This window comes from Oxalicibacterium solurbis (genome assembly GCF_014635845.1).
GTDB lineage: Bacteria > Pseudomonadota > Gammaproteobacteria > Burkholderiales > Burkholderiaceae_D > Oxalicibacterium > Oxalicibacterium solurbis.
In genome coordinates this window covers 23,859-49,511 of the sequence record NZ_BMDP01000005.1, presented here as the reverse complement: position 1 = coordinate 49,511, position 25,653 = coordinate 23,859, and the positions used below count along the sequence as shown (strand labels likewise).

The following is a 25,653-nucleotide window of genomic DNA, read 5'->3' as shown; positions in this document are numbered from 1 at the left end:
GAGGGACGGCCGGGATTCTTGCAAAATTTGCCAAAATCCCACCTAACTTTTTGATTTAAATAATTTTTGTCTTGTAGTTCATTGGCGGAACCACTCGATCAAAATCTAAGGTGTAATCCCCGAATCGGTTGATATGTTCAGTACGATATGGCGCCAAAGAGGCCAACACTTCCTCGGTTATGGGCAGTCCCTCTTCCTGCATATCCTTCAGCACGCCCGTCATTGCCTCGACATTGTGCAAAATTGCCAGATTGGCCACCAACTGATTGTATTTCACTACCTTACGTTGCTCATGACGGACATTTTCAGCAATCACGCCCTGATTGCCAAAAAATAGCCACTTGATGAATTGATTGAATTCTTCACTCTTGTTTGTCGCTGCGTTGATAGTTTTGCGCAGATCGAGGTCGCTAATATATTTCAACAGAAACTCTGTTCTGACCACGCGCCCCAACTCACGGAAGGCAAAATAAAGCTTATTTTTTCGGCTTGCAGTCCCGAGCCGCCGTAGGATCGTCGATGGCGTGATTTTGCCGGCTTTAATCGATAAGGCAATGCGTAACATATCTGGCAAATGGGTCTCGATAATTTCCCAATTGACGGCTTCACTGAACAGGCCATTAATATGTTCATACCGTACGCCTCGTTCTGGCTTGTAAAAAACCAGTTTTTTCAGCTGACGAATACGCGGCATCAAATTGATACCCAGCAGATATGCCAAGCCGAAGACCGGTGCGCTCTGAGCATGCGTGTCACCATGCAGCGTATCAGGCTGAATATCCGATTCGTTCTTGATAAGACCGTCCAGAATGTAGATAGCCTCGTAGACCCCACAAGGGATAAAGTGGCTGAATAAGGCGATATACATGTCTGAGACGTGGTAATACCCGATTCCACCATATCCGCCATACCGAATATGGTATTCGGACAGTAAGTTCTGCTCATACATGTTCCATTTGGTGCCATCGGCCGACGCACTTTTTCCAGATCCCCAGAACTTGGGGAGTGCGAATTTGTTATAGGCGTTGATAACTTGAACAGTTGCCTTTTCCAATCGCTCCTCAGTTATATGGTGCAAATTTAACCAGGCTACTTGCTTACGGCTTAGCCCTTTGACCGATCGCGCCGTTTGAGTAGGGCCGAGATTGCAGCCATAACAAAACAATGTCGTGACGAATCGCTTACGCGGATCGTCAATTTTGGCTTCAAAGCCAGATAAGGTTCCGAACTGTTTGTGAAGATCGAGCCACGTCTCTGATTCAACCAGGATGTCGAGGATATTCTTTTCTGGAAGGCGCGCCGTAATCTCTTTGTCGATATGGTCCAGAGCTGCAGGTTTGGTGTCCTTGCCGTGTTTTTTCAAGACGATTTCATTGCCGTTTAAATCAAGATGCTCGTTGTTTGGCATACCCTGATCGACGCGGAAAGCTGTGTCAGAAAACCATTTTTTGAGGTTGCTGACAAATTGTTTGGAATCAGTAGGGAAATCAAGCATCGCCCCATATTCTGTGACTTGGGCTTCATAGGTATCCCAGTCGACTAGCTGGGTGCGGTAGTCACTATATTGATCGCTATTGGACACATAAAGATCGCCCGACTGCAGTTCCTGCATTGCTTCGGTTAAAACACAGAGTTCAAAGTACTTGCGGTTGATTTCTATGACAGCGCCCGATTTTTGGCCAGTCACAGGCCGCCGCCATTTTTCCGGGAGCCATTTCAAGTTGATATTCGTGCCAACGATCGATAACCATTCTTTGTGGCTTTGTCGATTCGCCAGAACAAACCGAATCGCCTCTATGAGAGACACGTCGGCAGATGTGGATTCCAGGTCAAGCAGACTCAAGCAGTTCAGCAACAAAGGCCGTTGTGTCTGGTATGGCGCCAACATAAACGGAAGATAATTGTTTCCTGCATAGGCCATGTGCTCCTCGCATTCGGCGAGAAGGCTTTCGGGATCGCCATGCATGGCAATGGCAATCCGTTTGCCTCGTTCTTGATCGGTTTCTCCCTCTTGAAACGCTTCAAGCACATCACGCAATTGCGAAACGAGTTTTTCCGTACGCTTTTGGTGTTCCAAATAATACAGTTGCAGTTGTTCTACCGCACCGGTATGGATTTTTCGCATTTTGCGGATAAACATATCGACTGCATCGTCTAGTGCTTTACTCAATTGCGAATGAAATAACAACACCATCAACGCATAGCGCTTGTTCTGCTGCATGGCCTTTAGATCTGCTGCATCCAGCGCACGTGCTTCGTTGACATATTGTGTGCGCTTGGCCACCGGAATATGGTCAACTTGTGGCAATCCGCAAGCCCAGCTTTTGAGCCATTTCACACGCTCGAGATATTGGCGGACTTCGGTGTTGGTCGGCTTTCTCGGATCTTGTTTTATTTGTTGCCAACCGGTGATTAACTGGCCGGGGGAGAGAATCAGCATGGCATCGAACTGGTTGATGACGGCTGATGGCAATGGATCAGCCAGTGTGTGAAAGTATTGTTCATTGACGTGATTTCGAATTCGAAATGCGGCGCGATTCAAGCGGCTGAATGCAGGAAGTTCGTAGCGCTGACGTATCAATTCTTCGATAACGACATTGATGATGTCTGCCAATTCTTGTTTGGTTTGGGCGGCTTGCGTTGCCGCCAACTCGATTGCCTTGTCCGTCTCTTTTGAGATTGGCTGGATCTTCAAATATGTACGGATTACATCGATAAAATCACGCCGAGAGCGCGATTTCTCTTCCGCCACCATTGCGCGTAACGGTACCGGGGGTACGCCAATGGATTTAGTGATAAAAGTCACGATGGCTTCTGGCACTTCCGCGAACATCGGGAAATAACCCAGCCGTTGAACGGTTTTCAACAGAACCATCAAATACAGCCGTGAAGCATTGCTACGACTAAGTCGGCGTGCAAAACGCTGTTCAGTCTCATTTGGTGTATAGATTTCTTCTAATTCACGCTGGGTCAAGTCCGGCTTGAAGCGTGGGTAAGCCGTTTCATGGATGCTGCTCAAACTATGCTCCCGCCATACGCAGTCAATTTTGAAAAAAATTGATACACTGCCAATGAGGTGTTCCAAAGTCAACTTGATCAAATAGATGCTGGCCTATGTGTGTCTCGGCCGGGGATGCGGCCTGTTGCCGCCGGCCACAAGAGAGTGCGTGGCATCTCTGCGATAGTCTCGCTATCGTTTTTCGTTGTCTGCTCGCCCCAAACAGTTTCCTGACCGAATAGCGCATGACTAGACCGTGGGAAGCTGCCAAGGCGAGCTTTTGCGAGCATAAAAAATCGCAAAAATTACGATAGAAGTGCGTTATGTCTGTGGATCCAGCACAGTCACCATCGCCTGTCCCTTTACGTTCTCAACGGTGAACTTCACTGTATCACCGACCTTGACGTTCTTGAGCATGGCAGCGTCTTTCACTGGAAACGCCATTGTCATTGGCGACATTTCCACTGTCGCGCTCTTGATCGCTGCGTGCTTGAGCGTGATCATTTGCCGCTCCTTGTTCACAGCCTTTACTTCACCCGTAGTCAAGGGATAGCTGGTGCCCATGGATGATGTGCCATCCATTTTCATGCCTCCCATATCCATACCTTGATGCGATTGCTGGGCGAAACTGCTCGATGCCGCAAGGGCGGCGACGACTGCGATGACGATAGGCAAATGTTTCATATTGACTCCTTTGGTTGGGTTGATTTCAATTTGCGCTCTTGAAGCAGGCGCCATGCTGCGGGGATAACAAAAAGCGATAGCAGGGGGGCGGTTACCATGCCGCCCACCATGGGCGCGGCAATACGCTGCATGATTTCGGAGCCCGCACCGCTACCGATCATGATGGGAATAAGGCCAGCCAGAATGACGGCAACGGTCATGGCTTTTGGACGAACACGCAACACGGCTCCTTCACGAATCGCTTCTTCGATCAAGCCTTTGTCGAGCGCACGTCCGGAGGCAAGTCGTTCGTTCAGCGCATTCCGCAGATACACAAGCATGACGACGCCGAACTCTGCCGCCAGCCCCGCCAATGCAATAAAACCGACTGCGGTGGCGACGGAGACCGCGTGTCCCAGCAGCCAGATAAACCAGAAACCGCCGATCAGGGCAAAAGGAACGGTCAACATCAATAGTGCCGCTTCCGAGAACGAGCGAAACGCCAGGTAGAGCAGAATAAAGATTACGCCCAAGGTCAGCGGTATCACCGTTTCGAGCTTGTCTGCGGCGCGCTGCAGATATTCGAACTGACCTGACCAGCCAATCGCATAGCCTGGCGGAAGCTTCACTTTCTGGGATACAGCAGCTTGCATGTCCTTGACGGCAGTGCTGAGATCCACCCCGCGAACGTCGACGTAGACCCAACCGGATAGACGGGCATTCTCGCTACGTATCATCGGCGGGCCGTCAATGATCTTGATATCGCTGACGTCGGCCAGACGGATCTGCGCACCAGCATCGGTTACGATCGGCAGATATCGCAGCGTCTGTACGGAATCGCGGTAGGCTTGCGGGTAACGTACATTGATGGGAAACCGTTGTCGTCCGTCGACCACTTCGCCCACGTTTTCGCCGCCGATGGCCGACGAAATGACCGATTGAATGTCGGTGATGGAAAGCCCGTAGCGCGCCGCGCGCAGACGGTCGATATCGATATCGATGTAACGCCCGCCGCTGACGCGTTCTGCAAGGGCGGAGGTCACGCCGGGAACTGATTTCACCGCAGATTCGATTTGCTCTGTCACCGTTTGGATAACGGCCAGGTCCGGGCCGGATACCTTGACCCCGACCGGTGTCTTGATCCCGGTGGACAGCATGTCGATCCGGTTGCGGATGGGCGGCACCCATACGTTGGACAGTCCCGGCACTTTCACGACGCGATCCAGTTCCTCAATCAGCTTGGCTTGCGTCATTCCCGGCCGCCATTGGTCTTTAGGCTTGAACTGGATAGTGGTCTCGAACATTTCCAGCGGGGCAGGGTCGGTGGCGGATTCGGCCCGGCCCGCCTTGCCGAATACGGTCGCAACTTCCGGCACGGTTTTGATCAGGCGGTCGGTCTGCTGCAGCAGCTCGGCCGCCTTTGAGGCGGACAATCCCGGCAAGGCCGACGGCATGTACAGCAAATCGCCCTCATCCAGCGGCGGAAGAAACTCGCCGCCCAGGCGCGACACAGGAATGGCGGTCAACACGAGCGCCAGCACAGCGATCGACAGTGTCCAGACAGGATGCCGCAAGCTGAGATCCAGCGCCGGCCGGTATGCGTTGATTAAAATCCGGTTGATCGGATTCGACGCTTCGCTCGGGATGCGTCCCCGGATCATGTATCCCATGAGAACCGGGATGAGCGTGATGGCCAGTCCGGCTGCGGCAGCCAGCGTGTAGGTTTTCGTATAGGCGAGGGGAGCGAACAGCTTGCCCTCTTGCGCCTCAAGCGCGAATACCGGCACGAACGACAGCGTGACGATGAGAAGCGAGAAAAACAGCGCTGGCCCGACTTCACTTGCTGCCTCCGCAATCAAATCCCAGCGCGCCTTTCCCTCCAGCGGACGATCCGGATACTGGTGGCCATAGGCCTCAAGGCGCTTGTGCGCGTTTTCTATCATCACAATGGCAGCGTCGACCATGGCGCCGATGGCGATCGCGATGCCGCCTAGCGACATCAGATTGGCATTCACTCCCTGATATCGCATGACAATGAAAGCAGCCAGGACGCCAAGGGGAAGCGATACGATTGCGACGAAGGCGCTTCGCAGATGAAACAGGAAGATCGCGCATACCAATGCAACGACTATGAATTCCTCAATCAACTTGTGCGTCAGGTTGCTTACCGCGGCCTTGATCAAGGTCGACCTGTCATAGGTGGTCACCACTTCCACGCCGGCAGGAAGGGAAGACCGCAGCGATGCCATTTTGGCTTTGACTGCCTTGATGGTTTCTAGCGCATTTTTCCCCGACCGCATGACGACGACGCCACCGGCCACTTCGCCTTCACCATTCAATTCGGCAATGCCGCGCCGCATTTCAGGACCCAATCGGACGGTCGCCACATCACGTAACAGGACGGGCGTGCCGGCATTATTGGCCTTGATGACGACGTTGCGGAAGTCGTCCAGCGTATGCAGATAACCGTGAGAACGCACCATGTATTCGGTTTCTGCCATTTCCACAACCGAGCCACCAGACTCCTGGTTTCCTTTATCCAGCGCTTCCAGCACCTTGGCTTGCGAAATGCCGAATGCGCGCAGCTTGTCGGGGTCAAGCACGACCTGGTACTGCTTGACCATGCCGCCGATGCTTGCGACTTCCGAGACGTCCGGTACGGTCTTCAGCTCGAATTTCAGGAACCAGTCGTTCAAGGTGCGCAATTGGCTCAAGTCGTGCTGGCCGGTGCGGTCAACCAGCGCGTACTCGTAGATCCAGCCCACGCCCGTGCCATCAGGACCGAGCTCGGTCTTGACTCCCGGTGGAAGGCGGCTTTGCACTTGACTCAGGTATTCCAGTACGCGCGATCTCGCCCAGTACTGGTCAGTGGCATCGTCGAACAGGACGTAAACGAAGGAGTCGCCAAAGAAGGAGTAGCCACGAACAGTCTTTGCACCTGGCACGGCAAGCAGCGCAGTGGTCAGCGGATAGGTGACTTGATCCTCGACCAGCTGCGGGGCTTTACCGGGAAATTGGGCGCGGATGATGACCTGCGTATCCGACAGGTCCGGGAGCGCGTCCAGAGGCGTCTTGCCAACCGACCAGACGCCCCAGACAGCAATGGCGATCGCGCCAAGCATGACCCAGAAGCGTTGCTCGATCGAGATACGGATGATGCGCGGGATCATGGCTGCACTCCAGTCGGATGAACTTCCTCCAGCACGTAGCCGTTTTCCGTTTCGTGGAAACGGAAGTTGGCCTGCTGTCCTGGCTTGATGTCGGCGAAGTCGTTCGGCTTGGCCTTGTTGAACTCCATCGTCATGGCCCCCCAGCCGAGCGCCGGTATCGGTTCGTGCGAGAAGGTGATTCCATCCTTGCTGACGCTTTCAACGCGGCCTTTGCCTTCGTAAATGGTGGCTGCTGCAGGCGTCTTGGCTGGGGGAATACCGCCCGACAGCTTTGGCAGGACTGATTTCAGGCTCGCTTCCGAATCGATCAGGAATTGTCCGGATGCGACGACTTGCTGACCCTCCGTCAAACCGGCTGTGATCTCCGTGTCGTTGCCGAAGGCCTGGCCGACGGCGACCACCACCGGGCGAATGCCGCCTTCCTGCTCCTTGAGCAGGACCACCGTTTGCTTGCCGTCCGAGATGATGGCTTCGGTCGGCACCAGCAACCGGCTGCGCTTTTCTGTCGATGACAATCGGACGCGCATCAGCAATCCCGGGATCAAGCGACCGTCCTTGTTCGCGAGCTCGATGCGCGCCTGCACGGTTCTGGTGGCTGCGTTCACACCCGGCAAGATGTCGCGGATCTTTCCGCTATATTCTTCGGCGTCATTGTTCGATGCCGTGGCAGTGACCTGCATGCCGGGCTTGACGCTACCGCTGAGTGTTTCCGGAATCTCGGCCGTCAACCACACGTTGCTCAGCCCGTTGATCTTCGCAATCGTCATCCCGGGCGTGACCGCCGCACCTTCGCGTAGCGGCAGCTCCGTTACGACGCCGGTGACCGGGGAGGTGAGCACCACGTGTGATTGGGATCGTCCGGTTCGGTCAATTTGTGCGATCAAGGAGTCTGGAATCGACAGGACGCGCATGCGTTGTCGGGCTGCTGCAGCCAGTTCGCTATTTCCGTTACGCTTCAGTGCCAGATATTCCTCTTGCGGCGGCACCCAATCTGGAACAAAAATCGATGCGACCGCTTCGCCGCGTTTGATCCGCTGCATCGGAATGCGGGCATAAAGCTTGTCGATGTAGCCGTTTGCGCGATTTTGTATGACCTCGGCGGCACTTTCATCGAATTCCGTCGTTCCGACGACATCGAAGGCCTGTGCGATCGATTCCTGGCGAACAGTGGCGAGGCGAATGCCAAGATTCTGTTGCAGAGAAGGATCGATCCTGACACCGCCGTCTTGTGCGCCTTCGTCCGCATAAACCGGAACGAGCTGCATGTCCATGAAAGGGCTTTTGCCCGGTTTGTCAAAACGATGTCCCGGAACCATCGGGTCATGCCAGTACAGGACTTTCCGGCCTGTTTTAGGATCGACGGAGGCGTTGCCCTTTGACATGGATGCATCTGTGTTCATGTCCATCGACTGATTCGATTGACCAAGTTTGTAGCCGATCAGGAGAAGTGCTGCAGCAGAAAAGGCAGCTACCGCTGTTTTGATGAGAGTGTGTTTTTTCATTTTGTGTCTCCAGATACTGTCATGTCATGCGGGATGACGTGGTATTCCAGTGAGGCCCAGGCAATCGAGGCCGCTTGCTCGAGTTCCAGAACTTGCAGCCGCTGATCCAGAAGATTTTTTTGCGCGGCAAACACTCCGGCGAGCTTGCCAGACCCTGCGCGATAGGCAGCCTCGGCCAATTGCACTTGCTGCCTGGCGGAAGGAAGAAGATTTGCATTGAGAAATGCGATGCGATCCTTGTCGCTATTGATCGTCGTCGACAGATTTTCGATTTCCTCGCGCAGGGCACGCAAGGTCTCTTCGTATTCCATTCGGGCCTTGGTGCCGAGTGCAGCTTTTTCAGCGATGTCGCGGTTCTGCCGGCGTTCACGATTCAAAGTGAGCGGGATGCTGATGCCGACGGAGACCATGTTGGAATACTGGCTGCCGCGTTGACTGTAAGACGCTTCCACGCTCCAGTTCGGTGAACTTTCCTTTACAGCGACAGTGCTGTCTGCGTCAGCCAGTGCAATCGCACGACGCGCCGCCATCAGCATCGGATGATATTTTTCAAGTTCTTCAACAGGAAGATTGGCGACGTGGGAAGTCAGTGTCGGCGTTACGTCTGCTACGGTCGGGGAGGGAATGCCCGTCCAGCGGCTCAAGCTTCGCTGTGCGATGCGCAGTTCTTGCTCGGCGCGTCTTTTTGCATCTTGGGCGAGCAATAGTGCGGTTTGAGCTTGAACGGCTTCTTCGGCTGCCGCTGCTGCCGCCCGATGTGCCGCTTTCACGGCTTTCAGCGTGTCCGCAGCGTTTGCTTCCATTTCATGGGCCAAGTCCAGCTTGCGCTGGGCATACAAGACATTCAGCCAAGCCTTTGCTGTCTGCTCTCGGACGTTGGCGATCGTTTCAAGGTAGGTGGCGTCCCCCATTTCGATCGCACGCTGCGCACGTGCTGCACGGGCGGCACGTTTATCGGACGATACCCATTCCTGTTCAATGCCAATGCGGCGCATCGTCATGAAGTCGCTGGTCGTGCTATAGCGATCGGCGCCGGTAGCAGGCAGATTATCGATGCCAACCTTGAGCATGGGGTCTGGTAACTGATCGGCCTTGACAGCCAGTTCCCGGCTGGCTTGTACTGAGGCGCCAGCTGCCTTTACAGAACCGGCACGATCTTGGGCTAATTGAAGGGCCTGATCGAGGAGCAAGTCATTCGCCTGGCCGAAGGCGAAGGAAGAAACAGACAAGAAAAATGCGCACGCACTCATGTGCCATGCGAAATGCGAGCATCCTGAACGTGCTCGCGTTAATAGCGATATGGTCATACAACCCTCTGTGTGAAGACGAAAATAATCGACGGCTAATGCCTGCCGATAGAGCAACAGAGGGTTAGATCAAATGCGAAGGCGCTGCGTACGAAGGTAGGGGGGATCCGCCCCGAGTGGGCTCGAAATCCATGCCGAGCGAGGGACGAAAGAGGAGGAGCGAGGCGCCAGGATCGCCAAGACGAAAACGATCATCGGCAAGGCCAAGGCCGGCGCTGCGGATAGGTGCTCCAGCGCCAACTGGACAGGCGATTGCGATGTTGCGCAGTGCACCGGCTTTTCTACATCCACGCTCGCGCAAGGTGCATCCATAGCCATTTCTGGCATCGGTGCTACCGGCACTTGCGGACACAGGTAAGCCGCCATGGCAATGGTCGATGTCAAAATCGACAATGCCAGGAAGGCGGCGATACCGCGTCGAAATGATGAAATGAATTGGCGCATGGCTTTTTGAATTTCGCCGAGTGTATAACAGAATTACCCGGAATAGAGAAGCCCTGTACGCAGGAAGGCCAAAAAACGAAGCCTTTGCGACGTTGACTACGCTTCAGCCCGCGTCTTTCTGCCGAACCAGACTTACTTCGTGGATGCTCCGCCTTGCTGCCCCTGCATCATAGGACAGTGCTGCATCATCTCCGGAGACATGTTTTTCATGTGTTCCGCCATCATCGCCTGCCGTTCTTCCGGTGTCTTTGCATTCATCATTTGCGTGTGCATCTCTTTGCACATCGCCATCGAGTCAGCGTTGGACATGTCCATTGACCCCATTGAACCTTGCGATTGCTGGGGGCGTTGTGACTGGCTGGCTGCGCAGCCAGCCAGCGTTGTTGCGATCAAGGCGGCGGCCGCCAGCATTGATAGAGAGTATGGTGATTTCATGATGACCTCCTAAAGTTAAATCTTCAATGAAGCGAAGCACAAACGGTCGGCAATATTGCGCGGTCAATTCTTGGAAAACTGCTTACCCGAAAATTCCACCGTGACAAGCTTGCCATCCATTTTTCCCATCCCAGGTGAATTCATGGGCATTCCCGGCACAGCTACAGCTTTTACTCCAGGGGTGGCAATGAGTTTTGCCACCGCCGCAGCCGGCACATGGCCCTCGATGATTTGTCCAGAGGCGTCGATAACAGCCGTGTGGCACGACTGCAGGGATGCGGGAACGCCAAAGCGCTTTTTCACTGCCGACATATCTTCCGAGTCGACTGCTTTGACCTGATAGCCCGATTCGCGTAAGTGATCGACCCAAGCGGCACAGCAACCGCAGTTACGGTCTTTGTAGACGGTAATGGTTTCGCCAGCAGCGTTGGCGAGCGTCGCCGTCATCAAGAGCAAATTCGCGATGAACAATTTTTTCATTCCTACTCCGTTTTCCAAAAAAAATCCAGGTGTGGCTTTCGATGACTCCGATGTTAATAGGCTAAAACCACATCCGCACACCGGCAACCAACTCCGTATCGTGAACGTCTTCGCCGGCTTCCCTCGCATAGTCCGCAGTGTTTCCATACTTGCGATTCCATGAAACACCTATATAAGGGGCAAATTGCCTGTTGATTTCGTAACGCAGCCGCAGTCCAACGGAGATATCGGACAAGCCAGACCCGATACCTCTGTCAGCATCATTCTTGCTATACAAATTCGTTTCGATTTTCGGCTCGAGAATCAACCGCTGGGTAAACAGTAATTCATAGCGTGCTCCCAGGCGGGCGGCGAGGGAACCGCCACTTCCGACATAGGCAGTAGCTTCGGTCTCGAACCAATATGGCGCCAGGCCCTGCACGCCGATGGCCAACCAGTTCTTCGATTCGCCGTTTCCATTGTCGTGTCGTAAGCCGAGCTGACTGCTCCAGTAGGTGGCGATATTCTGATCCCACAGTACCTCGGTGCGTGCATCTTCCAGAGTCCCATTTCTTCGCTCACCTTCGGCCTTGAACCAGACTTTATTCAGATCGCCGCCATACCACGCCTCCATATCGAGATTCTGTCCGTGGGCGCTATTGCTATTGGTGTATTCCAGTTCATTTACCAGTAGCCGACCGAACGATTGGTCATCCGCCATGTCCATACCTGGCATGGGCTCCTTTGATAGTCCTTCAGCATAGGCATCAGGATCGCGGGCGTCGGGAGGCGCCTTGCCACCTTGCATGCCGCTCATATCCATTTGCGGCATGTCGTCCATCTTCATATCCGACATGTCACTGGCAGGAGAAACCGGCTTTTCTTGCATATTAGGCATGCCCTGCATCGGCATGTCGCCATGGTCCATTCCGGACATTCCGTTCATCGATTTGCCGTGAGACATTGTCTCGGTGGCCGGCATCTCCATGCCAGGCATCGTCGACATGTGATCCGACATCGTCGCTTGCGCCATGCCGCTGTGCGGCTGCAGGATGGAAATCAAAAGGGCTGCAGAGAGCGCGGCTCTACCGCTTGTTTTCAGAATGTTCATGACACCACCACCTCCCGGAACATGCCCGCTTCCATGTGATACAGCAAATGACAGTGAAAGGCCCAGCGTCCCGGCGCATCTGCCGTTACCTGATAGGCGATGCGTTGCGCGGGCTGCACATTGATCGTATGTTTGCGCACCAGGAATTGACCGTCTGGCGACTCCAGTTCGCTGAACATGCCATGCAGGTGAATGGGATGATTCATCATGGTGTCATTCACCAGAATAATCCGAAGGCGTTCGCCAAAGCGGAAATGGATAGGCATGGATTCCGAAAACTTCTGGCCGTCGAAGGACCACACGAAACGTTCCATGTGGCCTGTCAAATGCAACTCGATATCGCGTGACGGCTGACGCTTGTCCAGCGGCCCGCCGATGGTATGCAGATCGTTGTAGGTGAGAACGCGCCTTCCGTTGTTGCGCAGATTGACGCCCGGATCCTGCAGGTCGGTGCGCGGCATATTGACGTGCATATCCACGTTCGGCCCGTATTCAGTCCTCGCATGGCGTACCGCTGGCATCGGCATGTCCGACATGCCGTTCATCTGGTCATGTTGCATGCCGGGCATCATCGAATGATCCATGGCCGCGCCGTCCATCTTCCCCATGCCGCTCATGCCCCCCATGCTGGCCATGGCACCCATCATGTCCTTCATGGTCAACCATTCCGGCTGATCGACTGCCGGCACGGCAGCTTGCATGCCGAGGCGGGGCGCCAGCGTGCCCCTGGTGTAACCGGTACGGTCAATGGATTGGGCAAAGATGGTGTAGGCGTTATCCCCCTGCGGCTCAACAAGCACATCGTATGTTTCGGCAACGGATATCCGGAACTCATCAACGGGGACTGGCTCGACGTCCTGTCCGTCAGCCGATACGACTGTCATTTTCAGGCCAGGTATCCGAACGTCAAAAATCGTTGTCGCGGAACCGTTGATAAAACGCAGCCTGAGCTTTTCCCCTGACTGGAAGAGGCCGGTCCAATTTCTGGAAGCGGATTGCCCGTTGACAAGGTAGGTCAATCTGGCGCTGGTGCCCAGTGCTGCCGTAACGTCGCTGAAGTCGGTGGGCATCATACGCATCTGGTTCCACATTTTTCGCATTTTCACCGCTTCGCTGAGTCCCATGCGGGAAACGTCGCGCATGAAGCCACCCACCGTGGGTTGATTGAAGTTGAAGAAATCCCCGGTCTTTTTCAACTTGGCAAAAATGGATTCGGGCTCCGCGTCGGTCCAGTCCGACAACATCACCACATGCTCGCGATCGGCCTTGAAGCGTTCTCCATCGCGCGGTTCAATAACGATGGATCCATACAGTCCCGTTTGTTCTTGGAATCGGGAGTGGCTGTGATACCAGTAAGTGCCGGTCTGCTTGACTTCGAATTGATAGACAAAGGTTTCTCCAGGGGCAATGCCATGGAAGCTCAGGCCTGGCACGCCATCCATACCAGCCGGCAGAAGAATGCCGTGCCAGTGAATCGAACTCGGTACCGACAAACGATTGGTGACACGCAGTGTGACTGTGTCGCCTTCGCGCCAGTACAGGGTTGGTGCTGGAATTTGACCATTCACTGCGGTCGCAATGCGTGCCTGTCCGGTAATGTTCACTGGCGTTGGCGCGATATCGAGCTCGAATTCAGTTCCCCGTAATACCGATGGTTGCGGTGCCGGTGCATCGCCTCCCCACGCAAAACGTCCCGCCGGTCCGAAGCCCATCAACGCGCCGACAGCGCCTGCGCTTTTCAACAGCCGCCGCCTCCATGTGTCCACTTCTTCAAATTGATAGGAGCTCATCATTCCCTCTTCAATAAATAACTTTTTGTTGTGAATTCGGCATCAATCCCGCCGCAGGCGTAGCGCGTTCATGACGACCGAAACCGAACTGAGGCTCATTGCGGCGGCGGCAATCATTGGTGATAAAAAATGTCCGGTGAACGGATAAAGCAGGCCGGCGGCCAACGGAATGCCAAGCGCGTTGTAGATAAATGCGAATCCCAGGTTCTGGTGCATGTTTTTGATCGTCGCTTCCGATAAATCCCTGGCGCGTGCAATGGCGCGCAAGTCCCCCTTGACCAGCGTTATGTGCGCACTACCGATTGCGACATCGGTGCCAGTTCCCATCGCAATGCCGACATCGGCGCGTGCAAGTGCGGGCGCGTCATTGATGCCGTCGCCCGCCATGGCGACTTTCTTTCCTGCTTTCTGCAAATCTTCAACCAGATGTAATTTGTCCTGCGGCTTGACTTCGCCATACACGTCTTTAATCCCCAGGCGCTCGGCAACTGCCCGTGCGGTCGTAAGGCCATCGCCGGTCGCCATGACGACGTGCATACCGCTTCCCAGCAAGGCGTGCAGAGCTTCGCTGGTATTGGCCTTCAACGGATCGGAAACGGCGAGAAGTCCAACCAGACGTGCGTCGGCGGCTAGAAACATCACGCTTGCACCCTCACGCCGCAGCGCTTCTGCTTGCTGTGCCAATGATGACCAATCAACCTGTTCTGCATCCATCAATGCCGAGTTTCCCAAAGCGATCTGGTGTTCTTTCACGACCCCACGTACACCAATCCCGCTTTCTGAATCAAACATGGTCGGTTTGTCCAGGGATAGATTGCGTTTATTCGCCTCCGCCACGATGGCTTGCGCCAGGGGATGTTCGCTACCTTGATCAATGCTGGCAGCCAGCTGAATGACTTCATCTTCAGAATGGCCGGTGGCGGGGAGAGCGCGGTTGAACACGGGACGCCCCTCTGTCAAGGTGCCTGTCTTGTCGACAATGAGCGTATCGATGCTGCGTAATGCCTCAATCGCGGCGGCGTCCCGAAACAGGATGCCGTGCCCTGCAGCGCGGCCTGTTGCGGCCATGATCGACATAGGTGTGGCCAAACCAAGCGCGCAGGGACAGGCAATAATCAATACGGAGACCGCATTGATGAACCCGTATACCCAGCTCGGTTGCGGGCCGAACAATCCCCATCCCAGCAGCGTAAGGCCAGCAATACCGATGACGGCAAACACGAAATAACCTGCGACGACATCGGCCAGTCGTTGCAGGGGCGCACGCGAACGCTGTGCCTGCGCAACCATTTGTACGATTTGAGAAAGCACGGTCTGAGCACCGACTTTCTCGGACTTCATGACGAGACTACCGCTGGTATTCAAGGTAGCGCCAATGATCTTGTCGCCAAGTTTCTTGGTGACCGGGACCGGTTCGCCGGTCAACATCGACTCATCTACCGCACTTTGCCCTTCAATGACCTCGCCATCCACCGGGATCTTTTCTCCTGGCCGCACGCGCAAGATGTCCCCTGGATGAACATGCGTCAGCGGAATATCCTCTTCGGTGCCGTCTGAAAGTATGCGGCGCGCGGTTTTCGGTGCCATGCCAAGCAACAGCTTGATTGCGGCTGAAGTCTGTGAACGTGCCCTAAGCTCCAAAATTTGACCGAGCAAGGTCAGCGAAACGATAGCGCACGCCGCTTCGAAATAGACGCTGACGCGTCCTTGCATGGCAAAGCTTTGGGGAAATATTTGTGGAAACAGGGTGGCGGCAACGCTATACCAGTATGCCGCGGAAACGCCGACGCCGATCAGCGTCCACATATTGAGGCTTCGACGACGGATAGATTGCACACATCGGACCAGAAACGGCCATCCGGCCCACAAGACCACCGGCGAGCTGAGAACCAGTTCGATCCAACTTTGCTTGGGAAGGCCACCAGCGACAAATTGATGTCCAAACATCGCAATCAGCACGACTGCAGCGGTAAGGGGAAGTGTCCACCAGAAGCGATGCCTAAAATCAGCAAGTTCTGGATTCGATTCTTCTTCCAATGAAGGCATCACCGGTTCAAGCGACATGCCGCAAATCGGGCAATCGCCCGGTGTACTCTGTCTAATCTGCGGATGCATTGGGCACGTGTAGACCGTGTCCGCTTGTTCGTTTTTGTTGTCGTTTGACGGCGAGGGTGCCAGGTAAGTATTCGGATGTTCGCGGAATTTGGCCATGCAGCCGGTACTGCAGAAGTGGTAGGTCGTTCCTTGAAACTCAATTCGCTTAGTCGGATCGTCCGCCACCGTCATCTTGCAGACGGGATCGATAAAGGGCTTACCAGTCCCAGCTTCGACCGTCTGGTGGGCATGTTCCCGATGGTGAGAATGCGTTTTCGTGTCCATGTCTTCTCCCTCGTCCAGGCGCGTCAGGTTCGCGCCAAGGTGAAATATCCGGCCCCCGGAATGGGATCGGCCGGATCAACGGCCTTGGTTGCCTCGGTCACGCGGCTGGCACATCCGCCGCAGCTCATCTTCTCTACCTGTATTTTGTACATGGCAACCTCCTGATACGCGAGCTTTCGTTGCGTCTTCCATCATGGATTCAGCAAGCGGCGTTACTGTCCTGTTCTTATGCCGGCTGCGCGGCCATGCTGCGGCATTCTTCGGCACAGCGCCGACAAGCTTGAGCACACTGCTGACAGTGGTCCATCTTGTGCTTCGCACATTCTTTTCCGCAGGCGTCGCAGATATCGGCGCAGGCGCGGCAAATCAGTTCTGCGAATTCACTGCCACGCGCCATATAGGCCGCCGCCATGCGGCAGATCTGTGCGCAGTCGATATCGAGAGCGATACAACGCGTCATCGCTTTCACATCTTGTTCGCCCAAACATGCGGCGGAACAGTAATCGCAGGCATTTGCGCAGTCGTTACAGGCGTTGATACAAGATTGGAATTGCTGTTGATTCATGGCATTTCTCCTTCAGGTTGGGGGTGGGTGAGCACCTTTATCTGTAAGATTCCATTCCTTGTTCTATTCCGTCATTCTTTCGTGTGCTCATCAAAGTTTTCTACCTCAGATCCCTGATTTCTCGACGGTGTAGATACCAATTTACGAGCGAAGAATTGGAAAAATGTTCATCATTTTTTAAATAACATTTCAAGTTTTCTGGTACAACACCAATCGTACGGACGTACGCCTCCCCGAACATTTCGCTCGTCAAGATCGTGTTAAATTCGCCGCTGCAAGCAGCGGCGCATCAGTTACTGTTTAACGATCTTCGTTACAGTCAACTGGCCGTTGGGCTCTTCGGCAATAAAGTTCACCTTGTCGCCCGGCTTCACGGCATCCAGCATCGCAGGATCGGACACCTTGAAGTTCATCGTCATGCCATCCATGCCGAGATTCACGAGCGGCCCGTGCTTGATGGTGAGCTTGCCCGTACTCTTGTCGACTTTCTTTATCTCTCCGCTCGACATCGCTGCAGACGCATCCGTTGTAGCAGGGGCGTTTTGGGCGTGAAGAGCCGGAGCGGCAGCCATTACCAACATGGCGGAAAAGATGGCGGTAGAGATTGATTTCATAGACTTCCTTTCAAAAAATAAAAAGTGGGGTGATCATGCCGGCGGCGCACTGCCAGTCAGCACTGCAGCGGCAACTATTGCCAAAAATAGAGCAACCGATTCCACACGCAGGACGGTGATTACACGGCGCAAACCAGATGTGTTGTCGTTGAACTCGTAGGCGGATGCGCCAGGCAGGCCGAAAAACTTGTTGTAGGCACCGAGCAGAATCGCAATCGCTACCATGGCGAGCTTGAAGAGCAGTACGTTGCCGTAAAAGCTGAACAGGTCTGCCGGCGCATGCAGAACACGGTAAGCGTTGTATGCACCAGTGGCCACGATCGCAATCAGCGCCACGGTCGCCCAGTCCGACAGGCTATTAAGAAAAGATGCGCGATCCGGTATCGCGGTGTGCTCTGATTTGCTTACTATTGGCAGCGCTACCCAACCGGCGATAAAGACAATGCCGGCCCACATGGCCATCGCAAGGACGTGGACAAGCTCGACTGCTGTCGCCAGACTGAACGCGCCATATTCGTATGCGTGACCGATACTTACGCGGGCAGCGCCGAGTAGAACGACGAAGACGGCGATTGTCGCTGCGTAGAATTTTGGTGTCTCCCGATTTGCCAAAACCAGATGTCCTGCCAGCGCCAATACGACGGCGGTAATTGCGGTCAGCCCCGCATGTCCGTAATGCGTTGATTTCAGCATTTCCTTAAATGCCGCTCCTCCCTCAAAAAATGGAACGTCAGCCATAACTACGGCTTCAGACCAGAGAGAAAAGAGGAGGGCGCACGCGCAAGTGATTAGTGCATACGGCATAAGGAGGTACAAGGCTCGGCTGGCCGGAATGCGCCAATCGGCGCTCACTTTCGTCAGCCAGGCGCGAGCGGCCAGCGCGCCGACGACCCATGCCAGGCTGACGTTAATGAAGGAGGTCGCAATGACCTGTGGGAGCGAAGCTTCCATGTGCTATTTCACCGTGAAGGAATATTCGCCCTTGCGACGATGGCCGTCATGGCCTACGGCGTTGTACTGTACGGTGTACTTGCCCGGCGACAGCGCCGGCACAGCCAGTTTCATGACGGTGGCGTCCTTTGCATCCAGGGCGGCCTTTTCAGTGGAAACCACTGCGCCCGTGCTATCCACGACTTTGGCCGAAATAAATGCTGGTTCAAGGTCTTCGTTGAAGTGCATCACGACTTCTTTTGGCGCAACGGTGACCTCGGCATCCTTTGCCGGCGTCGCGCTTTGCAAGGTTGCGTGCGCCCATGCCGTTGCCTGTCCTGCAGTCGCGGCAATAAAAAGGGCGGACAGAACGAATTTCTTTGCGGATTTCATTTAAAGCTCCTTGGTTAAATTTAATGCTGATGACTTTGAGGTTTGCGGACAGTGACTTCCGTTGCCGGCACACCGCTGTCCATCTTCGGCGCCTGGCTAACTGGCGGCTTGTCACCAGTCCATTCATAGGCGAGCTTGCCTTTCGGATGCTTGTACCAAGCGACATCCCGATAGTCGTTACGCGGCAGGCCATCTCGTACCTTCAGGACCGTGAACATGCCGCCCATTTCGATTCCGCCGAATGGCCCTTGCCCGTCCATCATCGGCAAGGTATTGTCGGGAATCGGCATCTGCATGGTTGCCATGCTTCCCATGCCGTTTTGTCCCATTGCCATGTAATCCGGCACCAGCTTGTTGATCTTCCTGGTGATATCGTCCTGCTTGACGCCAATCATGGTCGGTACCGAGTGGCCCATTGGTCCCATCGTGTGGTGCGACTTATGGCAGTGAAAAGCCCAATCTCCCGCCTTGTCGGCCACGAACTCGACCGCGCGCATTTGGCCCACGGCAATATCCACTGTCACTTCCGGCCAGCGTGCCGATTTCGGTACCCAGCCACCATCGGTGCCCGTTACTTCCATCGAAAAGCCGTGCAGGTGTATCGGATGGTTCGTCATCGTGAGATTGCCGATACGCACCCGAACCCGATCTCCGGTCGTCGCGACCATCGGCGCCACGCCAGGGAAGGAACGCGAATTGATGGTCCATAAATTGAAGTCCAGCATCGTGTTGACTTTGGGCGTATAGCTGCCGGGATCGATGTCATAGGCGTTGAGGAGCATGACGTAGTCGCGATCGACGCGATGCTCTGCCGGGTTGCGTGGGTGAGTGACCCAGAATCCCATCATCCCCATCGCCATCTGTACCATTTCGTCGGCATGCGGGTGATACATGAACGTGCCAGCATGCTCGGCGACAAATTCGTACACGTATGTTTTGCCCGGCTCGATTGCACGTTGTGTGAGGCCTGTTACGCCATCCATGCCGCTTGGCAAGCGCTGGCCATGCCAGTGCACGCTTGTCGCTTCTGGCAGGCGATTGGTCACGAACAGCCTGACGCGATCGCCTTCAACCACTTCAATCGTGGGGCCTGGGCTTTGGCCGTTGTAGCCCCACAGGTTCGCTTTCATGCCCGGCGCAATTTCGCGCACGACAGGTTCAGCCACCAGATGAAACTCCTTGACACCGACATTCATTCGCCAAGGTAAAGACCAGCCGTTGAGCGTGATGACCGGATTGAACGGGCGGCCGCTGGCGGGCAACGAGGGCTGCTGCGTCGCGGGCCCTGACATGTTGACGATTTCGGGCAAGGTCGCGGCATTGACGCGGCTGACAAGACCAGCGGTAACCGCCACACCGGCACCTTTGAAAAAATTTCTACGAGAAACCATTTATTGCGTCCTTTTAATCGTGTGCAGCTGCGCTTGGTGCGCCGCCACTGGCAACCTGCATCGAGCTGCCGTTATCCGCGCCTCCAACATTCATCGCAGCTTGAAGGTCAGTTTCTGCGATCCAGAAATCCCGTTGTGCTTCGATTGCCGCATTGACGTTGCTTATCTGCTCGCGGGCGTCTGTCAGCAATTCAAAAACACTCACCAGCATGCCGTTGTAGCGGAGCATGACTTCGTCTGAAATCTTCTGGCGAAGTGGGATTACCTCATCCCGATAGTGCTTCGCGATGTCGTAGGAAGTTCTGTATCCGGAATAAGCTTCACGTACCTCGGAGCGGGCACGTATAGCGATGTCCGCAGTACGGTTTACCGACTGCATGTAGATCGCTTCAGCTTTCGCCGTGCGGGCGCCGCCGAAATCGAAGATCGGCAATTCGAGCGAAATTTCATAGCCGTTCTCGCGTGGCATGCCGGCCTCGCTCTTGTTTATGTAACCGACATCCAGCACATTCATGAACCGCGTTGCCTTGGTCAGGCCAAGGGCTCGAGCGGTTGCCACGGCATCGCCTTTTGCAATTTGGACGTCGAGCCGTTGTTCCAATGCTTTTTGCTCAATATTCCCTGCCTCCACGACAGAACTGGGAAGATCAGGCAGCCTGTCTGGCAGCTCGTAGGTCAAACCGCTACCCCAGACCCCAAGTAGTCGATTCAATTTTTCACGCGCAGCAACTGCGTTGTGACGGGCACGGGCTACCTGAGCGGTTGCGTCGGCATAAAATGCTTGCTCACGCGCCTGATCCAATTTGCTCCAGTTGCCCACGCGTGCCATTCGTTGTGCGAGTTCTGCACCGGCCTCGGCTGCCTGTTGGACCTGCTGCATGTATTGCGCGGTTTGCGCGGCAGAAACGGCGTTGAAATAGGCACGCCGTGTTTCGCCAGCGAGCATGATCGCTTCCTTGGCGGTTTGTAGCTTCGTCTGTTCAAAGCGACGCTGTTCGATTCCGCTTCTTACCGGGATTGTGAGCAGACCAATCAAATCGAACATGACACTGCGGTCGATCTCGGCGTCACTGCCATTACCGAGTCTTCCGAACGAGAATCCCGGATTACGCATGCGCCCGGCCTGCACATAATCCGCCTCCGCGATCCCGAGTTCGGCAAACGATGCTTGCAATCCCTTGTTGTTCAGCAGTGCGATCTGAACGGCGGTGTCGGGTGTAAGAGGGGTGGCAAGCAGCTCACGCACTTTTGCGCGCGCAGCATCTTCTGCATCCGGCGAAGCGATTTTCTGGACGCTTTGGCCAGAACGTTCCTTTGTCAGGGCCGATACCGAGTCAAAGCCGCCGTCCTGCGAAAAGGAAGCACAACCGCCCAGGATGAGCATTGAAAGCATCAATGGAATGCCGACATAACGGCGAAGTTTCTTGTTCTGCCGCATCCTAGTGACCTCCCATTTCATGTCCCTCATGCGCCTGCATATTCATCTGCATGGGGGCGGGACTGGAGGTCTGCATGTCATGCATGCCGTGCATGGAATGCCCGCCGCCAGTAACTTCCTGATTGGCGCTGATCCAGCGGGCATCAGGCGTCGCTTCTTCATCGACGGCGGCGCGATAGGATGCAAAACTCGATTGATATTGCAGTGTCGGTACTGCTGTGTTTGCACTGACCGGATCGGGCGCGGTGTGCGATGGGTTGGCCATCGCGACTGCCGGCAGAAGCGCGACAGCAGCGGCGATAAGCCGATATGAAAAGACCATAATTTCCCTCAGAATCGATGAGGCGATCGCGCAAATGCGCGATCACAATAGATCTACGGCAAACGACAAGTGTCGCTACGCGCAGATTCGCGTTCGATTAAGCGGAAAGGTGTCGAGGAGGGCGTTCAGGACCGGCGGGAATGAATCCTGCAATCCATGGCGAGGCAAGAACATGTGCCGTCTCAGAAAGAGTCGGCGGGGAAGGTTGTTTCAAGCTGACAGGCGGAGCGACTGCACCGACACAGCAGGCTGCACAGGAACTACAAAAGGCGCTCTTATGCTGATGCTGGCTCTTCGAACCGTGATCGGAAGGATTTCCGGCATCGTTCATCACCATTGTGTGATGTGCATGCTCTTCGTCCGGCATCGCCTCATGAGACGACATGATATTTGAACTTATTGTTTCGTGATGTTCCGGGCCGCAAGCGGCCTTTACCGCAGCGGCTATTCCCTGGAGGGGCAGCGCGGCGATCAACAGCCAAAGCAGAACGGTTTTTACGAAACGAGTCATGTCGACAGCGCAATTTTCTCTTATTTTCGCAAGCCTAGGCCTTCCCATGTGGGAAGGTCAAGCATTTTTCACTGTTGAGCGGCTTGAAGCAAATAGATGAGTTAATTAAGAGGGGCTGTGGCAAACCCTATTCTGAAAAAGGTTCAAAAATGGCGAATAAAAAGTATGGTGAGCGTACGTTCAAGTAGTTGCGACCACTAGCAATTCTGGAGGATTGCATTCGGCGCTTCCAGACCTTATTATTCGGAACATGCGTCGTCTTGTGATTATCTTCATGCTTTTCATATTGCCGCTTCAGGCGAGCTGGGGAGCCGTTGTCCTCTATAGCTCTTCCGAGCTGGCGGAGGCGACAGGCGGCTATTTCGCTCATAATCATGATGACGGGAGTAGAGAAGTCGTTGCGGACAACTCTCACACCAATAAAACGCCTGTTGGTTTTGATGACAATTGCTCGGTATGCCATCTGGCGCATCATTCCAATGTCATTCTGCCACCGCTTGGCTTGGCTGCACCAATATTCAACGTCATAGCTTTTAAATCGCTGATTTCGACAGCAACCTTCTTCGCGTCACTTCCTTCTCCTCGCCCTGAGCGTCCCAAGTGGTCAGCTGCCGTCTAGTCCGGCGTTGACCTCAGTCTTCATATTTTTGCATTGCTGACTCGCTGAGCTTGTCGCCGGATTTTTCCTGTTTTTCATTTGGAGAATCTGATGACATCGAAGTCATATTGGCTCATTTGCGCCGTGCCGTTTGTCATGCAAATCGCATTCGCAGAACCGCCTCAAAATATTCAATCGCGCAGCGAGCAAAAAACGTTCTATCTTCACCAGGACGATGGTGCGCTCACCCTGCAGCAAGCGATCGACCGCGCCTTGCAAAACAACCCGGAGATTAGCATCGCGCTGCATGAAGTAGAGGCCAATGCCGGATTGAAACGTCAGGCCAGTGCGATACCGAATCCCGAACTCGGCTATCTGCTTGAAGATCTGCACAAGGAAACGCGCACGACGACGGTACAGTTAAGCCAGCCGATCGAGCTGGGTGGAAAACGTGCTGCACGTATGGAAGCGGCTCAGCGTGGCGCCGACATTGCGGATGAGGCGTTGCGCGCTAAACGTATTGAGATCAGAACTGAAGTCGTGGGCGCTTTTTACACCGTTCTGGCGATGCAAGAGCGATACCGCATCGCGCAGAGCTCGCTCGAATTGGCAGAACGAGCGAGGAATATTGCGGCAAAGCGCGTCGCCGCCGGTAAGGTTTCTCCGCTAGATGAGACCAAGGCCCGTGTGGCTCGCTCCGCCGCGCAGGTGGAGTTGAGTCAGGCGAACAGCGATCTGATCAATGCGCGATTCCGCTTGGCAGCGCTTCTCGGCATCGGCGAGCCGGATTTCGATACGGTACGGGGTGAGGTCGACGATTTGCCTGCACTGCCTGCATGGAGCACGGTACAGGCACAGGTAGGTCAATCGCCAGAAGTGATACGTGCGCGGCTGGAGTTTGAGCGGCGGCGAGCACTTGTAGCCGTCGAGCGTTCCAAGCGGGTCGGTGATCTGACGCTCACCATCGGCAACAAGCGCGATGAAACGCTGGGCCGGGATCAGACGGTAATCGGTCTTTCCATTCCATTGCCACTATTCGACCGTAATCAAGGCAGTCTCCACGAGGCATTGAGCCGCAGCTATGCAGCCAACGACGAACTTACGGCTGTGCGCGTAAGAGCTGAAAATGAAATACGCCGTGAATATCAACGCTTGAAGACGGCGCACGAAGAAGCGACGCTTTACCGATCGGAAATACTGCCTGACGCGACGACGGCCTACCAAGCGGCGACCAAGGGATTCGAATACGGCAAATTTGACTTCATCGACGTACTTGATGCGCAGAGAACCCTCTTTCAGGCCGAATCCCAATATTTGCGCTCTCTTTCGGAGGCCCATATCGCGGCGGCCGAGATCGAGCGGCTGACCGGCGCCGCCGGCACAACAAAATAAGCGAGAACTTATGAACAAGAAACAGAAGACGGCCATTCTGGCCATCGTTGTCGTCACGGCGCTGCTTGGTGCATTGATCCTTGTGCTGGATCGTCCGCAGAGTAGCGGCAACGAAGCCGAACCAAGCGAAACGCACGCCACTGCGGAAACGGCGAACCGCCCACAAGACAGCAACGCACATGAAGGCGAAGCTGGGCATCGCGCCGATGAAGAAAAGCCGATCGTACTGAATGAGGCGCAGATAGCTCAAGCAGGAATCAAACTGGCGACCAGCGGCCCGGCGACCATTGCGTCGACGATCCAGCTTCCAGCGGAAATCAAGTTCAATCAGGATCGAACGGCGCATATCGTCCCTCGCGTAACGGGTATTGTCGAGTCGGTTTCCGCCGACCTCGGTCAGCAAGTCAAAAAAGGCCAGTTGCTCGCAACGATCAGCAGTACCGTGGTCTCGGATCTGCGCAGCGATTTGCTGAATGCTGAGGAACGGTTGGCATTGGCACGCGCAACCTACAAGCGCGAGAGACAGCTATGGGAGGAGAAAATTTCCGCACAGCAGGATTATCTGCAGGCGCAGCAGGCGCTGCGTGAGGCGGAAATCGCTGCACGCAATGCACGCCAAAAGCTGACAGCGATTGGTGCAAGTGCAAACACTGGCGCATTGAACCGCTTCGAACTTCGCGCGCCGTTCGACGGCATGGTCGTCGAAAAGCACATTTCGCAGGGAGAGTCGGTACGTGAAGACCTGAATGTCTTCACCGTTTCCGACTTGTCAACCGTGTGGGCGGAAATCAGCGTGCCAGCGCATCAGCTCGACGCTGTCCGCGTGGGAGAAAGCGCTGTGGTGCGCGCCACCTCCTTTGATTCCGAAGCCAAGGGGAGGGTCTCGTACGTAGGAGCACTGCTGGGCGAACAGACCAGAACCGCAACGGCGCGCATCGTATTGCCGAATCCGAAGGGGGCATGGCGCCCCGGTCTGTTTGCCAACGTGGAGATCGCGTCCGGCGAATTTGAGGTCCCCCTTGCAGTGCTGTCCGATGCGATCCAGTCGGTGGAAGAAAAGCCGACCGTCTTCGTGCGGGTGCCACAGGGCTTCATTCCTGTACACGTAGAGACGGGCCGTAGTGACGTCCATTACGTCGAAATAGTGGAAGGCTTGCAGCAGGGCGTTTCATATGCAGCTACTGGCAGCTTTGTCCTGAAGGCAGAACAGGGCAAGAACGATGTCGAACATGAGCATTGAT

Annotated in this window: 22 protein-coding genes; 3 read left to right on the top strand and 19 right to left on the bottom strand. The window is 54.9% G+C overall.

Features of this window, described 5'->3' with window-relative positions; genetic code table 11:
• Positions 1-55: 55 nt before the first annotated feature.
• From IEV40_RS14500 to IEV40_RS14410, 19 genes are all read right to left on the bottom strand, one after another.
• The gene (locus IEV40_RS14500) at positions 56-3,019 is read right to left on the bottom strand and encodes a Tn3 family transposase (protein ID WP_188422798.1); all 2,964 of its coding nucleotides are present in this window, start codon (positions 3,017-3,019) and stop codon (positions 56-58) included.
• A gap of 300 nt (positions 3,020-3,319) precedes the next feature.
• Complete coding sequence (locus IEV40_RS14495) at positions 3,320-3,682, bottom strand: copper-binding protein (RefSeq protein ID WP_188422797.1); 363 nt, start codon at positions 3,680-3,682, stop codon at positions 3,320-3,322.
• On the bottom strand, positions 3,679-6,831 hold the full coding sequence (locus IEV40_RS14490; RefSeq protein ID WP_188422796.1) for an efflux RND transporter permease subunit: 3,153 nt from the start codon (positions 6,829-6,831) through the stop codon (positions 3,679-3,681). The genes IEV40_RS14495 and IEV40_RS14490 overlap by 4 nt, the downstream gene beginning before the upstream one ends.
• The gene (locus IEV40_RS14485; RefSeq protein ID WP_188422795.1) at positions 6,828-8,333 is read right to left on the bottom strand and encodes an efflux RND transporter periplasmic adaptor subunit; all 1,506 of its coding nucleotides are present in this window, start codon (positions 8,331-8,333) and stop codon (positions 6,828-6,830) included. Before IEV40_RS14485 ends, IEV40_RS14490 begins: the two co-directional genes overlap by 4 nt.
• Positions 8,330-9,583, bottom strand: a complete 1,254-nt coding sequence (locus IEV40_RS14480) for a TolC family protein (protein ID WP_188422794.1) — start codon at positions 9,581-9,583, stop codon at positions 8,330-8,332. The genes IEV40_RS14485 and IEV40_RS14480 overlap by 4 nt, the downstream gene beginning before the upstream one ends.
• 126 nt (positions 9,584-9,709) lie before the next feature.
• The gene (locus IEV40_RS14475) at positions 9,710-10,084 is read right to left on the bottom strand and encodes a hypothetical protein (protein ID WP_188422793.1); all 375 of its coding nucleotides are present in this window, start codon (positions 10,082-10,084) and stop codon (positions 9,710-9,712) included.
• 132 nt (positions 10,085-10,216) lie between these two features.
• Complete coding sequence (locus tag IEV40_RS14470; protein ID WP_188422806.1) at positions 10,217-10,519, bottom strand: hypothetical protein; 303 nt, start codon at positions 10,517-10,519, stop codon at positions 10,217-10,219.
• Positions 10,520-10,582: 63 nt separating this feature from the next.
• Positions 10,583-10,999, bottom strand: a complete 417-nt coding sequence (locus IEV40_RS14465) for a DUF411 domain-containing protein (protein WP_188422792.1) — start codon at positions 10,997-10,999, stop codon at positions 10,583-10,585.
• A gap of 61 nt (positions 11,000-11,060) precedes the next feature.
• Entirely contained in the window at positions 11,061-12,089 is a 1,029-nt protein-coding gene (locus tag IEV40_RS14460) for a copper resistance protein B (protein ID WP_229724168.1), read from the bottom strand.
• Positions 12,086-13,882 (bottom strand): copper resistance system multicopper oxidase, encoded by a 1,797-nt coding sequence (locus IEV40_RS14455; protein ID WP_308632403.1) that lies wholly within the window; start codon positions 13,880-13,882, stop codon positions 12,086-12,088. Before IEV40_RS14455 ends, IEV40_RS14460 begins: the two co-directional genes overlap by 4 nt.
• A 39-nt stretch (positions 13,883-13,921) precedes the next feature.
• Positions 13,922-16,258, bottom strand: a complete 2,337-nt coding sequence (locus IEV40_RS14450; protein ID WP_188422791.1) for a heavy metal translocating P-type ATPase — start codon at positions 16,256-16,258, stop codon at positions 13,922-13,924.
• A 23-nt stretch (positions 16,259-16,281) separates the two neighbouring features.
• Positions 16,282-16,410, bottom strand: coding sequence for a heavy-metal-associated domain-containing protein (locus IEV40_RS14445; protein WP_188422790.1), 129 nt, complete (start codon positions 16,408-16,410; stop codon positions 16,282-16,284).
• A gap of 74 nt (positions 16,411-16,484) precedes the next feature.
• The gene (locus IEV40_RS14440; protein WP_188422789.1) at positions 16,485-16,823 is read right to left on the bottom strand and encodes a four-helix bundle copper-binding protein; all 339 of its coding nucleotides are present in this window, start codon (positions 16,821-16,823) and stop codon (positions 16,485-16,487) included.
• A 293-nt stretch (positions 16,824-17,116) separates the two neighbouring features.
• Positions 17,117-17,395 (bottom strand): copper-binding protein, encoded by a 279-nt coding sequence (locus tag IEV40_RS14435; RefSeq protein WP_229724169.1) that lies wholly within the window; start codon positions 17,393-17,395, stop codon positions 17,117-17,119.
• Between the two features lie 75 nt (positions 17,396-17,470).
• A complete protein-coding gene (locus IEV40_RS14430) occupies positions 17,471-18,388 on the bottom strand; it encodes a CopD family protein (RefSeq protein WP_188422787.1) in 918 nt (305 codons plus the stop codon).
• Positions 18,389-18,391: 3 nt separating this feature from the next.
• Positions 18,392-18,760, bottom strand: a complete 369-nt coding sequence (copC, locus tag IEV40_RS14425; RefSeq protein ID WP_188422786.1) for a copper homeostasis periplasmic binding protein CopC — start codon at positions 18,758-18,760, stop codon at positions 18,392-18,394.
• 20 nt (positions 18,761-18,780) lie between these two features.
• Positions 18,781-20,151: a multicopper oxidase family protein gene (locus IEV40_RS14420; RefSeq protein WP_188422785.1), complete on the bottom strand. Its 1,371-nt coding sequence runs from the start codon at positions 20,149-20,151 to the stop codon at positions 18,781-18,783.
• A gap of 13 nt (positions 20,152-20,164) precedes the next feature.
• Complete coding sequence (locus IEV40_RS14415; protein ID WP_229724167.1) at positions 20,165-21,610, bottom strand: TolC family protein; 1,446 nt, start codon at positions 21,608-21,610, stop codon at positions 20,165-20,167.
• On the bottom strand, positions 21,591-21,854 hold the full coding sequence (locus IEV40_RS14410) for a hypothetical protein (RefSeq protein ID WP_188422783.1): 264 nt from the start codon (positions 21,852-21,854) through the stop codon (positions 21,591-21,593). The genes IEV40_RS14415 and IEV40_RS14410 overlap by 20 nt, the downstream gene beginning before the upstream one ends.
• Positions 21,855-22,672: 818 nt before the next feature.
• On the opposite strand from IEV40_RS14410, the gene IEV40_RS14405 reads away from it, so the two are divergent.
• From IEV40_RS14405 to IEV40_RS14395, 3 genes are all read left to right on the top strand, one after another.
• Positions 22,673-23,041, top strand: coding sequence for a hypothetical protein (locus tag IEV40_RS14405; protein WP_188422782.1), 369 nt, complete (start codon positions 22,673-22,675; stop codon positions 23,039-23,041).
• A gap of 90 nt (positions 23,042-23,131) precedes the next feature.
• Positions 23,132-24,412 carry a TolC family protein gene (locus IEV40_RS14400; RefSeq protein ID WP_188422781.1) on the top strand — a complete coding sequence of 427 codons (1,281 nt, stop codon included), beginning with the start codon at positions 23,132-23,134 and terminating at the stop codon, positions 24,410-24,412.
• Between the two features lie 10 nt (positions 24,413-24,422).
• Positions 24,423-25,652 (top strand): efflux RND transporter periplasmic adaptor subunit, encoded by a 1,230-nt coding sequence (locus tag IEV40_RS14395; RefSeq protein ID WP_188422780.1) that lies wholly within the window; start codon positions 24,423-24,425, stop codon positions 25,650-25,652.
• Position 25,653: the final 1 nt, after the last annotated feature.

Excerpts from the sequence above, each read along its gene's own strand:
- IEV40_RS14495 (WP_188422797.1), bottom strand. The coding sequence starts at position 3,682 with ATGAAACATTTGCCTATCGTCATCGCAGTCGTCGCCGCCCTTGCGGCA.
- IEV40_RS14490 (WP_188422796.1), bottom strand. The coding sequence starts at position 6,831 with ATGATCCCGCGCATCATCCGTATCTCGATCGAGCAACGCTTCTGGGTC.
- IEV40_RS14485 (WP_188422795.1), bottom strand. The coding sequence starts at position 8,333 with ATGAAAAAACACACTCTCATCAAAACAGCGGTAGCTGCCTTTTCTGCT.
- IEV40_RS14480 (WP_188422794.1), bottom strand. The coding sequence starts at position 9,583 with ATGAGTGCGTGCGCATTTTTCTTGTCTGTTTCTTCCTTCGCCTTCGGC.
- IEV40_RS14475 (WP_188422793.1), bottom strand. The coding sequence starts at position 10,084 with ATGCGCCAATTCATTTCATCATTTCGACGCGGTATCGCCGCCTTCCTG.
- IEV40_RS14470 (WP_188422806.1), bottom strand. The coding sequence starts at position 10,519 with ATGAAATCACCATACTCTCTATCAATGCTGGCGGCCGCCGCCTTGATC.
- IEV40_RS14465 (WP_188422792.1), bottom strand. The coding sequence starts at position 10,999 with ATGAAAAAATTGTTCATCGCGAATTTGCTCTTGATGACGGCGACGCTC.
- IEV40_RS14460 (WP_229724168.1), bottom strand. The coding sequence starts at position 12,089 with ATGAACATTCTGAAAACAAGCGGTAGAGCCGCGCTCTCTGCAGCCCTT.
- IEV40_RS14455 (WP_308632403.1), bottom strand. The coding sequence starts at position 13,882 with ATGATGAGCTCCTATCAATTTGAAGAAGTGGACACATGGAGGCGGCGG.
- IEV40_RS14450 (WP_188422791.1), bottom strand. The coding sequence starts at position 16,258 with ATGGACACGAAAACGCATTCTCACCATCGGGAACATGCCCACCAGACG.
- IEV40_RS14445 (WP_188422790.1), bottom strand. The coding sequence starts at position 16,410 with ATGTACAAAATACAGGTAGAGAAGATGAGCTGCGGCGGATGTGCCAGC.
- IEV40_RS14440 (WP_188422789.1), bottom strand. The coding sequence starts at position 16,823 with ATGAATCAACAGCAATTCCAATCTTGTATCAACGCCTGTAACGACTGC.
- IEV40_RS14435 (WP_229724169.1), bottom strand. The coding sequence starts at position 17,395 with ATGGCTGCCGCTCCGGCTCTTCACGCCCAAAACGCCCCTGCTACAACG.
- IEV40_RS14430 (WP_188422787.1), bottom strand. The coding sequence starts at position 18,388 with ATGGAAGCTTCGCTCCCACAGGTCATTGCGACCTCCTTCATTAACGTC.
- copC (WP_188422786.1), bottom strand. The coding sequence starts at position 18,760 with ATGAAATCCGCAAAGAAATTCGTTCTGTCCGCCCTTTTTATTGCCGCG.
- IEV40_RS14420 (WP_188422785.1), bottom strand. The coding sequence starts at position 20,151 with ATGGTTTCTCGTAGAAATTTTTTCAAAGGTGCCGGTGTGGCGGTTACC.
- IEV40_RS14415 (WP_229724167.1), bottom strand. The coding sequence starts at position 21,610 with ATGAAATGGGAGGTCACTAGGATGCGGCAGAACAAGAAACTTCGCCGT.
- IEV40_RS14410 (WP_188422783.1), bottom strand. The coding sequence starts at position 21,854 with ATGGCCAACCCATCGCACACCGCGCCCGATCCGGTCAGTGCAAACACA.
- IEV40_RS14405 (WP_188422782.1), top strand. The coding sequence starts at position 22,673 with ATGCGTCGTCTTGTGATTATCTTCATGCTTTTCATATTGCCGCTTCAG.
- IEV40_RS14400 (WP_188422781.1), top strand. The coding sequence starts at position 23,132 with ATGACATCGAAGTCATATTGGCTCATTTGCGCCGTGCCGTTTGTCATG.
- IEV40_RS14395 (WP_188422780.1), top strand. The coding sequence starts at position 24,423 with ATGAACAAGAAACAGAAGACGGCCATTCTGGCCATCGTTGTCGTCACG.